Source organism: Pseudoduganella sp. HUAS MS19 (assembly GCF_053615455.1).
Genome location: NZ_CM132133.1, coordinates 2181450 through 2193710, shown reverse-complemented (window position 1 = coordinate 2193710; position 12261 = coordinate 2181450). Strand labels below are relative to the sequence as shown.

Annotated in this window: 9 protein-coding genes; 6 read left to right on the top strand and 3 right to left on the bottom strand. The window is 62.0% G+C overall.

All coding sequences use genetic code 11. The annotated features are described in order from the left end of the window. Positions 1 to 6: 6 nt before the first annotated feature. Positions 7 to 1503: a leucyl aminopeptidase gene (locus ACWBU6_RS10035; RefSeq protein WP_452648654.1), complete on the top strand. Its 1497-nt coding sequence runs from the start codon at positions 7 to 9 to the stop codon at positions 1501 to 1503. Positions 1504 to 1552: 49 nt separating this feature from the next. Here the strand turns inward: ACWBU6_RS10035 and ACWBU6_RS10030 are convergent, their stop codons facing one another. Together ACWBU6_RS10030 and ACWBU6_RS10025 are read right to left on the bottom strand one after the other, a co-directional pair. Beyond that, complete coding sequence (locus ACWBU6_RS10030; RefSeq protein WP_452648653.1) at positions 1553 to 2011, bottom strand: hypothetical protein; 459 nt, start codon at positions 2009 to 2011, stop codon at positions 1553 to 1555. A gap of 10 nt (positions 2012 to 2021) precedes the next feature. After that, positions 2022 to 2369 carry a hypothetical protein gene (locus ACWBU6_RS10025; RefSeq protein WP_452648652.1) on the bottom strand — a complete coding sequence of 116 codons (348 nt, stop codon included), beginning with the start codon at positions 2367 to 2369 and terminating at the stop codon, positions 2022 to 2024. Positions 2370 to 2732: 363 nt separating this feature from the next. Here ACWBU6_RS10025 and xth point away from each other — a divergent pair, with 363 nt between their 5' ends. Continuing rightward, entirely contained in the window at positions 2733 to 3497 is a 765-nt protein-coding gene (xth, locus tag ACWBU6_RS10020) for an exodeoxyribonuclease III (protein ID WP_452648651.1), read from the top strand. Here the strand turns inward: xth and ACWBU6_RS10015 are convergent. After that, positions 3494 to 6790: a sensor domain-containing protein gene (locus ACWBU6_RS10015; RefSeq protein ID WP_452648650.1), complete on the bottom strand. Its 3297-nt coding sequence runs from the start codon at positions 6788 to 6790 to the stop codon at positions 3494 to 3496. The two genes, xth and ACWBU6_RS10015, sit on opposite strands and share 4 nt — an antisense overlap. Positions 6791 to 7034: 244 nt before the next feature. Between ACWBU6_RS10015 and ACWBU6_RS10010 the strand changes: the two genes are divergently transcribed. Genes ACWBU6_RS10010 through ACWBU6_RS09995 form a run of 4 tightly spaced genes read left to right on the top strand, consistent with a single transcriptional unit; the run spans position 7035 to position 12164 of the window. Continuing rightward, positions 7035 to 9707: a type VI secretion system Vgr family protein gene (locus ACWBU6_RS10010; RefSeq protein ID WP_452648649.1), complete on the top strand. Its 2673-nt coding sequence runs from the start codon at positions 7035 to 7037 to the stop codon at positions 9705 to 9707. 10 nt (positions 9708 to 9717) lie between these two features. Beyond that, positions 9718 to 10548, top strand: a complete 831-nt coding sequence (locus tag ACWBU6_RS10005; protein WP_452648648.1) for a DcrB-related protein — start codon at positions 9718 to 9720, stop codon at positions 10546 to 10548. A gap of 2 nt (positions 10549 to 10550) precedes the next feature. Next, on the top strand, positions 10551 to 11849 hold the full coding sequence (locus ACWBU6_RS10000) for a PAAR domain-containing protein (protein WP_452648647.1): 1299 nt from the start codon (positions 10551 to 10553) through the stop codon (positions 11847 to 11849). Positions 11850 to 11882: 33 nt separating this feature from the next. After that, positions 11883 to 12164: a hypothetical protein gene (locus ACWBU6_RS09995; RefSeq protein ID WP_452648646.1), complete on the top strand. Its 282-nt coding sequence runs from the start codon at positions 11883 to 11885 to the stop codon at positions 12162 to 12164. Positions 12165 to 12261: the final 97 nt, after the last annotated feature.

Below are 12261 nucleotides of genomic sequence, written 5' to 3'. Positions count from 1 at the left end.
AACCAAATGGACTTTAGCATAAAAGCACTCGACGCCAAGAACACCATCGCCAGCGCCAAAAGCGGCTGCGTCGTGGTCGGCGTCTTCGAAAACAAGAAGCTCTCGAAAGCGGCTAAAGCCCTCGACGGCGCAGGTGAAATCACCGCTGCACTGAAATCCGGCGACATCACCGGCAAAGCCGGCACCACCTTGCTGCTGCGCGGCCTGAAAGGCGCTGCCGCCGAACGCGTGCTGCTGGTAGGCCTGGGCGCCGATGAAGCAGTCGCCGATAAAGCCATCGGCTCCGCCATCAACGCGGCCATCAAGGCGCTGGGCACCGTGGCATCGGCGGACGCTATTATCGCACTGCCCCTGGAAGAAGTGAAAGGCCGCGACGCCAACTGGGCGGTCCGTTCCGTTGTGCTGGCAGGCCGCGACGCCGTGTACCGCACCGACGCACAGAAATCGAAGAAAGACCCGGCATGGGCCGGCCCGAAGAAGCTGGCGCTGGCGGTGGCAAACAACGCCGGCAACAAGCTGGCGCTGTCGCAGGCCGTTGCCATCGCCAACGGCATGGAACTGACCAAGGACCTGGGCAACCTGTCGGCCAACGTCTGCACCCCGACCTACCTGGCCAACGTCGCCAAGAAGCTGGGCAAGGACTTCGGCTTTGAAGTCGAAATCCTGGACCGCAAGCAGATGGAAGCGCTGAAGATGGGCTCCTTCCTGTCCGTGACCAACGGTTCCGAGCAGGCACCCAAGTTCATCGTGCTCAAACACAAGGGCGGCAAGGCCAAGGATGCGCCAACCGTCCTGGTGGGCAAAGGCATCACCTTCGACACCGGCGGCATTTCGATCAAGGCCGGTCCCGGCATGGACGAGATGAAATACGATATGTGCGGCGCCGGCTCCGTGCTGGGCACCTTCCGCGCGATCGGCGAAATGGGCCTGAAGTCGAACGTGGTCGGCATCGTGGCCGCATGCGAAAACATGCCTTCGGGCCGCGCCACCAAGCCGGGCGACATCGTCACCTCGATGAACGGCCTGACCATCGAAATCCTGAATACCGACGCCGAAGGCCGCCTGATCCTGTGCGACGCCCTGACCTACGCCGAGCGCTTCAACCCGGCCGCCGTGATCGACGTGGCGACCCTGACCGGCGCCTGCATCGTCGCCCTGGGCCACCACAATAGCGGCGTGTTCGCACGCGACGACGAGGCGGGCAACGCGCTGGCCGACGCCCTGCTGGCATCGGGCAAAGCGACCGGCGACACCGCATGGCGCCTGCCGATCGGCGAGCAGTACAACGAGCAGTTGAAGTCCAACTTCGCAGACCTGGCAAACATCGGCTCCCCGGGCGGCGCATCCTGCACCGCTGCCGCATTCCTGGAAAACTTCACCCGCAAGTATCCATGGGCGCACGTCGATATCGCCGGCACCGCCTGGAAATCGGGCGCCGCCAAAGGCGCGACCGGCCGTCCGGTACCGTTGCTGGCCAACTTCCTGATCGGCCGCGCCGGCTGATAGCCGGGCCGGCCAGTAAAAAAGCCGGGGAGACCCGGCTTTTTTATTGTCAGTAGATCGCCGATGTCGGCATCGGCTGCTGCGCCGGCGCACCGCGCGCAGCAGCGCCCTCCCCGCGCTGCAGGATCACCGTCAGCGTGGAAGGCAAATCGAAGCCGGCGCCAGTGTGCTTGTCGACAATCTGGCCAGCCCCGAAGGTAAAGATGATATTGCCCCACTTTGAGGCATTCTGGCGCGCTTCGATCTGGTCGTAAGCCCAGACGTCTTCGCGGCGGCAGTCCACCACGAGCGGCTGGGTACTCTTGCGCACCGTAACCCGGCCCGGGGAAGTGACAAACCAGCGCCCCCTGTCATTGGAGAGCACGCAGCCGATGGCAGACACCTGCTGGTGATCCAGCACGGTCTGCACCAGCACCGACTGTTCGGTCGAATCGAACAAGGTGGCGCAGCCGACCAACGCCACTGCGCACAGCGCAGCGGACGCGGATCGGCTTAGCCTGGATGGCATTCAGTCGGGCTCAGTCGGCCGACTGGCCTTTTTTCTGGCGCAGCCCCTGGATGACGTGCATGATGTCGTCCATGCTGTTCGCACCGATGCCCTGGAACGCGTCGAGGACTTCGTTCAAGACTTCGTTACGCACCTCGGCGTCAGCAGCAGCAATAGCTTGCGGGCGCTGGGACGCTGCGCGTGCGCTTGCCTCGCGGGTGGACTTGCGGCCGCTAGGCGACTTGCCGTGCTCCAGTGCCGCTTGCCAGATCAGCCAACGACGTTGTGTCTCATAAACCAGGTACTCTTCTGGTTTGTCTTCGCGCCGACGGACGATTTGGCCGTCCTTCTGCGCCCATGCTTCGAATGCAGATCGCATGTGTATTCCTTTAGTTTGCAGTGCTCGTTAAATCGGAATTAGTTTCCTAATATTACCACTTATTGACGCAGGACAACATTAAAATCCGTTGTAATAAGCAAAATCACCCAGCTTCGTGGAAACAACTTCGATACCAACCTTGTAATTATATTGACATTGACGGTTGTTGATACCGTAATTTTAGTACCAATCTGATAACTTTGAAGCACTATTGGAAATTATTTTTACGGTGACACCTTTTTTGCGACAAGAAAGCACAATTTTGATGTCAGCGTAGAATCATTGTTTGGCTCAAATGCGACAGCTTCCCAGAGCATAGTGAGTATTGATAAGATCTGCTCCCACGCAATTAGAAAGACTGAAATGAAATTAGCCACCTGGAATGTTAACTCATTGAACGTTCGCTTGCCGCACGTTACGAAATGGCTCGGTGAAAACCCGGTGGATGTGCTTTGCATCCAGGAAACTAAGCTCACCGACGACAAGTTCCCGGTCAGGGAGATCGAGGAGATGGGCTACCAGGTGGCGTTCAACGGCCAGAAGACCTACAACGGCGTCGCCATCCTGTCGCGCCATCCGATGCAGGACGTGGTCAAGAACAACCCGCGCTACCCGGACGAACAGCAGCGCATCCTGGCCGCCACCATCAACGGCATCCGCGTGGTGAACGCCTACGTGCCGAACGGACAGGCGCTCGACTCGGACAAATACACCTACAAGCTCGGCTGGATGGCCAGCTTCCGCGACTGGCTGGGCGAAGAACTGGCCGGCAACCCGCACCTGGCCGTGCTGGGCGACTACAACATCGTGCCGGATGTCCGCGACACCCACGACCCGGCGATGGAGGGCGACATCTTCTGTTCGGAGAAGGAGCGCGCCGCGCTGCAAGCCCTGTTCGACCTCGGCCTGCACGATTCCTTCCGCCTGTTCGAACAGCCGGAGAAGACTTTCTCGTGGTGGGATTACCGCATGCTGGGCTTCCAGAAGAACAAGGGGCTGCGCATCGACCACGTGCTGCTGTCCGCGCCGCTGAAAGAACGCTGCCTTTCCTGCGTGATCGACCGCGCGCCGCGCAAATGGCAGCAGCCGTCCGACCACGCGCCGGTGATTGCCACCCTGGGCGCTTAAGCCGCCTGGCACTCCATCATGAGCTGGGCGCGCACGCCCAGCACCGGTTTCGAGAACAGGTAGCCCTGGGCATAGGTGCAGCCTTGCTCGCGCAACAGCTGGAACTGTGCTTCGGTCTCCACCCCTTCCGCCACCACCGATAGCTGCAGGCTGTCGGACAGCGCGATGATCGCCGCCACGATGGCGCGGTCCTCGGCGCTCTCTTCCAGGTCCTTGATGAAGGCGCGGTCAATCTTGATCTTGCGTACCGGGAACCGCTTCAGGTAGGCCAGCGAGGAATATCCGGTGCCGAAGTCGTCGATCGACAGCCGGATGCCCATCGCGTTGATCTGCCCCAGGATCTCCAGCGTCTGCTCGCCGTGCTGCATCAGCGCCGTTTCGGTGATCTCGAATTCGATCAATGCCGGATCGATGCCCGTCTCGTCCAGCGTGCGCCGGATCGAGTCGACCAGGCCCCGATGCATGAACTGGCGCGCCGACAGGTTGATTGCCATCGGTACCGGCGCCATCCCCTGCCGCTGCCACTCCATGCTTTGTTCGCAGGCGCGGCGCATGACCCATTCTCCAATCGGCACGATCAGGCCATTTTCCTCGATCAGCGGGATGAACTGGTCCGGCATCACCAGGCCGCCAGCGGGGCGGCGCCAGCGCAGCAGCACCTCCAGCGTGGCTAGGCGGCGCGTGGCAATATCCATGATCGGCTGGTAGTGCAATTCAAACTGGCCAAGCTGCAGCGCCGAGCGCAGCGCGCTCTCCATTTCGAAATGCATGGCCGCTGCCATGTTCATCGCTTCATTGAAGTACTGGTAGTTGTTACGGCCGGAAGCCTTGGCATGGTACATGGCCGCATCGGCATTGCGCATCAGCGTAGCGACGTCGCTTCCATCGTCGGGGTAAGTGCAAATGCCGATCGATGGCGTGATATGCAGCAGGCGGCCTTCCAGCGGAATCGGTTCGGACAGCAAGTCGATGATCTTTTGCGCCACCTGGCTTGATTCGTCCGTGGTGTGGATGCCGGGCAGCAGCACCACGAATTCGTCGCCGCCTAGGCGCGCCACGGTATCGCTGGCGCGCACAGCCCCCACCAGGCGCGCCGCCACTTCCTTCAGCAAGGCGTCGCCGGTCATGTGCCCCAGCGAGTCGTTGATGGTCTTGAAACGGTCCAGGTCGATGAACATCACGGCCAGGCGGCGCTCGGAGCGCTGTGCCGCCAGCATGGCGCGGTCCAGGCGGTCAGCCAGCAGTGCGCGGTTCGGCAGGCCGGTCAGGCTGTCGTGGTATGCCATGTGGTGCACGCGGGCCTCGGCTTGGCGCCGCTCCACGATTTCCGCCTGCAGTTGCGCGTTCGCGCCGGCCAGTTCCGCGGTGCGCTCCAGCACGCGCACTTCCAGCTCGTCGCGTGCACGGCGCACTGCTTCAGCGGCTTCGCGGCGCGAGGTCACGTCGTCGATCAGCCATACCGAGCGGCCCTTCGGATCGGCCATGTCGAACGGGCGCCCAGAAAGGCGCGCCCAGAAACTGCTGCCATCCTTGCGCACCAGCTGGTACTCGTAGGAGCTGGCGTGACCGGCCAGAAAGTCCTTTTCCGTTGCCTTGCGAGCCGCGTCCCATCCGGCCAGGTCGGGGTAGAAGGTCTGCACGCTGACGCCTGCCATTTCACCCGGGCCGTAACCGAACAACTCCTCCATTTTGGCGTTGCAGCGCAGGTTGCGGCCGTTTTCGCAGACGGAAATGCCCATCACTGCGCTGTCCAGAATCGCCTGGTTCTCCAGCAATGCATTGCGCAGCGATTCTTCGTCGTGCTTTTGCGCGGTGCGGTCTTCGATGATCCAGATCGTGCCCTGGGTCGGGTCTTCCGGGTTCACCACATAGCCGATCAGCTGTGCCCAGAAGTCGCTGCCGTCCTTCCTGCGCATCAGGGTCTCCGAGTGGAAGTGCTTGCCCTGGCTCAGCAGCGGGCCGGCAATCGAGCCGACCCGGTTGTACGTTTCGTCGTCCGGATAGATCGCCCGGCCCGGCATGCCAAGCGCCTCGTCGCCCAGGTAGCCGAACATGTCGGCAAAGCCGCGGTTGTAACGCGTGATCAGCCGGTTCTTGGTAAACAGGATGCTGATCGAAGCGTTGGTCATGATGGCCTCGACTTCCATCTGGGTCTGGCGCGACAGCGTCACGTCCTCCAGGATCCAGATCGTGCCGCCTGCGTTGTGTTCCTGGTCCACCGCCTGGGCGCGCACACGGCACCAGATGATCGTGCCATCCTTGCGCATCAGCTGGCACTCGCGCAGCTCGAACAAGCGGCCGGCCGCCAGCAGGGGCCCGGCCTGGCGGCCGAAATCCTTGTGCTGCTCAACGTCTTCAAACAGGATCGAGGCATGGCGGCCGCGCAGCTCTTCCAGCGTATAGCCGAACATTTCGGCCATGCGCGGATTGACCGTCATGATTTCCTGGTTCCTGGTGAACAGGATGCCGACCGAGGCGTTATCCAGGATTGCCTTCTGCTCCAGCAGCAGGCGCCCCATCGCTTCGTTTGCCATGCGCTGCTCGTTGATGTCCTCCAGGATGAAGACTGTGCCTTCACGGGCATCGGCCGGGTCCAGCGAGCGGCCGTTGGAGCGGCACCAGAACAGGCTGCCGTCGCGGCGCCGCAGTTGCAACTCCAGCGTCAGCGGCGTGCCCTTGGCCAGCATCGGGAAATATTCGGTGCGGATGCGCAGCGCCTCTTCCGGCGTCGGATACAGGATGTCGCTTGGCGCGCCTTCCAGCTCCTGGCGTGCGTAGCCGAACATTTCGGCGGCACGCATATTGCATTCGACGACATAGCCGTTCTTGGCAAGGATGATCCCGACAGCCGCGTTTTCCAGGATGGCCTGCTGCTCCAGCATGGCCTTGCGCAGCGCGCGCTGGTCGCGCTGGGCGCTGCTGATATCGTTGAAGACGATGGTGGCGCCGCCATCGAGCCCGCCCGGCAGCGCCTTGACGGTCAGTTGCACTGCGACGTAATTGCCGCTGGCGTTGACCAGCACACTGTCCCATTTGGGGGCGGTGCGCGGCGCCAGATTCGGCAAGGCGGCCGAAACCACCAGCGCGGCATTCAACTGCGCGTTCGCTTCGGCGCGAACATGGCGGGCAAACATTTCCACCACGTTGCGGCCGCGGGGATCGGACTGCAGCAAGGCGTCGAATTCGGTGTTGGAAGCGAATACCAGGCCGTCGGCATCGCAAGCGCAGGCTGGCATACCGACCAAGTGCAAGGCACTGGCCACAACTTCAACGTTACTCGAAACAGAATTCATGTACGCCTGGACTCCGGGGGTATCCAGCCGATCATAGCGTACAAAACTGGCTAGTCAAAGGAAAGCCCGGGTTTGCTGACATTGTTACAACAAGAACATGTGTTTTTGCCGCCACGCAGCACCCTACCCATTTCAACCGTGCGTTGGCATTCCGGGCAATTTGGTATTGTTCGCAACTTTGCAAATTTGATAAGTGCCCGCAGCGCACTTGTCGCAACCGGAAATCTGATAGGAGTTGCTCCGCATGTCGTTTGGTCCATTGGATGGCAAGACCGCGCTCACGTCGTCGCCGTTAAGCGAGGTCCCAGCCGCGTCCGCGCTAGTCGGCCAGCTGGCCGATAGCGCACTACCCACCGCAGTTGAACTGGCAACCCAGGACCAGCTGGCGCCTGCCGCTGCGCAGCTGGCGCAAACCGCGCTTGGCGCCACGGCCGACGGCGAATCGCCCGGCGCGGCGCTGACCCGCAGCGCTTCGGCGCTCGCTGCGGACAGCCTGGCCCAGCAGATGCCGCCCGCCCTGACGCAGCTGGCACAGACCGCAATCGGCGCCGGCACTGGCGCAGCCACGCGCAGCGAAGCGCCGTCCGCCGCGCTTGCGCAAGACACTTCCCTGCTGGCGGCAACCGGCCTGGCCGACAGCGGCCCAGCCCCCCAGGTCCTGGCAAGCGTGCCCATGGACGGCCGGGAGCTCCCATCCGCTGCTGCGCAAACCGCTGCCAAGGCATTGCAGATCGAAGAACACCCGCTGGCCGGGCTGGCCATCTCGGACTTCATGTCGCCCGCAGCGGAATACGCGCCGGCTGTCATGAAGCCGCGCCTGGCGGCGCTGCAGCAGGCGGTCGGCAGCGGGCCCTTTGCCGCATTCCACGAAGGCAGCCGCCTGTTGCGCTTTTACGCGCCGCTGGAAGGCAACAAGGCCCTGCTGGTCGAGACAATCAAGGGTGAAGCGAGGATGTCTTCGCCTTACCGCTTCACACTGAGCCTGTTGTCCAAAAGCTCCAGCATCGACCTGCAGGACCTGCTGGGCAAGAACGTCAGCGTCGGCGTGCGCCTGGCCGATGGCAGCGAACATTTCATCAACGGCTATGTCAATGAATTCGGATTCGCCCGCTCGGATGGCGGATTCGCCTTCTACCACGCCGAGATCGTTCCCTGGCTGGCTTTCCTGCAGCGCCGCACCAACTCCCGGATCTTCCAGGACCTGAGCGTGGTGGACGTGCTGACGCAGATCTTTACCGCCGATTACGGCAGCCTCGCGGCTTACGAGTTCCGTACCGCCAGGACCTACCTGCCGGAGAACTACATCGTCCAGTACGACGAAACCGACGAACACTTCGTCAGCCGCCTGATGGAGAAGTACGGCCTCTTCTACTATTTCGAACATGGCGAGGAAGGCCACGTCATGGTGATCAGCGACGACTCGCGCGACAGCACCTTCTGCCCGCCGCAGACGGCCCACGCCGAGATCGAGTTCAACGGCGGCAACCGCTGGCATGACCGCGATGCCGTCACCGCCTTCACCGCCCGGCGCACCCTGCAGCCGACCAAGGTCGCGCTCAACACCTTCGACTTCAAGTCGCCCAACACGGTGCAATACGTGGAACTGCCGAGCGCGTCGCACCAGGGCGATGTGCCGACGCTCGAAGTCTACGACGGCAATCCGGCATTCTCCTATAAGGACCGCGACAGCGGCGAACGCGAGGCCCAGCTGCGCATGGAAGCAATGGAATGGCAGGCCAAGCTGTTTGCCGGCGAATCCGACTGCCGCGGCATGGCCCCGGGCCACACCTTCAAGCTGATCGGCCACCACTGGTTCGACGTAACGGACGAAAAGGACAATGACTTCCTGGTCATCGGCGTGCGGCTCGATTGCCGCAATAACTTCTTCGCCAGCGACCAGGAGGACGTTTACGGCAACAGCTTTACTGCGATCCGCCGCAAGATCCCTTATCGTCCCGTGCGCGAACACCGTGCGCCGCGTATGCCGGGCCCGCAGACCGCCACCGTGGTCGGCCCGCAGGGCCAGGAAATCCACACCGACCAGTATGGCCGCATCAAGGTGCAGTTCCATTGGGACCGCTACGGACGGCGCGACAACGCCAGCTCGTGCTGGATCCGCGTTTCGCAGCCATGGGCCGGCAAGGGCTGGGGCACGGTTTCCATTCCCCGCATCGGCCAGGAAGTACTGATCGACTACCTGGAAGGCGATCCCGACCGTCCGGTGTGTACCGGCCGCCTGTTCAACGCCGACCAGCCCGCGCCTTACGCCCTGCCCGCCGGCGCCCACATGATGGGTTTCAAGAGCCGTTCCACGCCGGGCGGCGGCGGCTTCAGCGAGATGGTGATCCACGACTCCAAGGGCTCGGAGCTGATCAACATCCACGCCCAGAAGGATATGGTCACCACCGTGCAGAACGCGCACGCGACCACGGTCAACGGTCCGCACCAGACCAACACGGTAAGCCAGGGCTACCAGCGCAATACGGTCAATCAGCAGATCGAAATCGTGTCGGAGACATCCTATATCGACCTGCGCGCCAAACAGCATATCGCGCTGGCGGCGGAAACCGAGCATATCGCCCTCACCGCGAAAAAGAACGTCGAGATACTGGCGGAAACTGAACACATCGGCGCAACGGCAAAGAAATTCGTGGAACTGAAGGCGGAGACCGAGCATATCGGCGCAACGGCGAAGAAGCACGTCATGCTCAAGGCCGAAACCGAACATGTGGAAGTGGGTGCCAGCAAGTTCGTCGACATCAAATCCGACAACCAGCACATCCACTTGACCGCCAAAACCGACATTACGCTGCGGGTCGGCGCCAGCAAGATCGAACTGCGCGCCGACGGCACCATCATTATCCAGGGCAAGTTTGTCGACATTGTCGGCAGCGAGCGCATCGACCTGAACAAGTAGGACAGACACCATGCAATACCACACCAACAGCGCCAGCTTCGAGCTGCCGGCCCAGCTCAAAGACAAATCGATGCACATGTTTGTCATGCGCGACGATGGCCCCAGCGAATTCAGCCTGGTTATCTCACACGCCGATATAGCGCCGGAGGAAAGCCTGGCCGATTTCGGCGACCGCCTGCACAAGGAGCTTGGCCGCGCCCTGCCTCGCTTCCAGCTGCGCGCCCTGAAGGATTCCCTGGTCGGCGGCTCACCGGCGATTGAACTGGCCTACAGCTGGCGCAAGGACAGCAACTTCATGCACCAGCGCCAGGCCGTGGTGCTGGTCGAAGGACCTGCTCCCGGCAGCCGCCAGGCCATGCTGATTGCCGCCACCTGCCTGGAAGCCTTCAGCGAAGAATGGAATGCGGCGTTCGAAGGGCTTCTCGCCAGCATGTCGCTGCGCAGGCCACTGAGTGTTGCCGCAGCCGCGCCCAAACGCAAGGTGGTGGCGGCCACACAGCCTTACACCTTCGCACTGTCGGCACGCAGGCGCAGCCTGTACGTCTTTGCAAACCAGGCCGAAGCGTGCCGCAAGACCGACCCGCGCGAAGTCGAACTCGACACATGGGCATTCTTCGACGCCGCCGGCAACCGGCTGCAAGCGCAATTCACGGCACCCAACTCCTATGATCCGGGCCTGCGCAATACCGGCATGTACCAGCTGGCGGCCCATCCCGATCCCGATGCCGGCACCCTGCTGGATAACCTGCACCTGGCGGCCATTTACGATCCGCCGCTGGATATCCCTGCCCTGCCCCATCTGGCCGCGGTGCGCAGCTTCCTCGAGCAGCAGGCAGGCTAGCGATGGCGCAGGCAGCCAGGCTGAATGACCCGATCGGTCATAGCCCGACCATGAGCTGGCTGCTGGCCGGCGTCATCGCAGCCGCTGCCATTGCCGTGACGGCGGTCGCTGTCGTCGGCACTGGCGGCCTGGCCGCAGCGGCAATCATCGGTGGCGCCGCAGCAGCCGGCGGCGGCATCGGTGAAGTCTTGAGCACCATGAGCTGGGCGCCCAAGGAGGAAGTAGGCAATATCACGGCCACCGGCTCGCCGAATGTTTTCACCAACGGCTTGCGCGCCATTCGCGCCCATCTCGACACCGCAAAATGCGACAAGCATACGGACACAGAAAAAGTGGCCACTGGCAGCGGCAAGGTATTCATCAACAGCATGCCGGCGGCTAGGGTAGACGACAAGACCACTTGCAGCGCCACGATTACCAAAGGCTCTCCCAACGTGACCATCGGTGGCGGGACCGTGCAGACCGACGAGATCCATGCCGAAGACCTGGTGCCGACCTGGATGCATGTGACCATGTTGGTGGTCGGCGTAGGCGCTGCCTTCGTGCTGGCCGCGCCGGCAGTTGCGATTGGCGGCATCATTGGCGGTGTCGCCGGCGGCTACGGCGGCAGCATGTTGGGCGGGAAGCTGTTCGGCGAAGGTTCCGACGGCCAGAAGTGGTCCTTGCTGGCAGGTAGCCTGTTCGGTGGCTGGTACGGCGCAAAATGGGGCAGCGCCCGCATGGCGGCGGGTGAATATCCGCCCACCGTGATGCGCTCGGAGGGGCTTGAGGCTGCCGCGGCAGCCGAAGGGCCGAGGAACGTGCCCTTCAAGAAATCGGACTTGTCTGTATCGCTGGACGAGTCGGGGGAAGGTGCTGTCTATGTCAGGGCCGAAGGCGAGGACCATACGGTAGGTTTGATCAGCATGACCGACGATGGCCCTCAATTCTATCTCGACAATCGCGTGGTAACTTCTGCCGGCGAATCGATCAAGTTGAAACTCGAAGGCGGCAGCATGACCGAGGCGGCGCTGGAGCAGACAATTGCGGCACATCAGGCGCTCTATAATAAGCCGCCACCTAGTCTTTCCGGCTCGCTGGCCGACAAGAACCTGGCGAATTTCCGTAATGAGTTCGCGCAATTACGGGCGCAAGACCCTGTCAGCAGTGATCAAGCCATTGCCGACATGGCTATACGCCGCATATCATTCGGCGCAAATCGCATAAAACTTGGCTATGGAGATTTGACGACCGACATTGGCAATTTCGACGCGAATGGATTGCCAACGAAAGTATTCGTCCATGGAAGGCCAAGCAAATAGCGCGCTGCGCCACCAACCTAAAGCTGCACTTAAATGAATAAAAAGACTCTGAACCCAGACCTGAAGAAGAAGATCGGCATGGTGCTTGGAAGGGAAATCGACTCGTCCGAATCCGGCAATGTGAGCGGATTTACCGACTTCTCCGAAGCCGACGTCGAGGATTTTCGAGCCCTCGAAAAACGAAGCGGGATCCTGGCGGTCTCCTACATTCGCTTCAGGCTCGCGGGCAACGTCGACCTGAACACCGTGACCTCATACTATGCGACCGTCATCCAGCACGGCGTACCAGTGGAAGAATGGATGAAGGATTCCTAAGAGAATGCGCGACCTCAAGGCCGTCGACCAGGTGGCCGGTCGGAACATCGAGCCGCCCACGCCCTCTTCTTCGGCCGCCTGGTCCAGGAATTCCGGC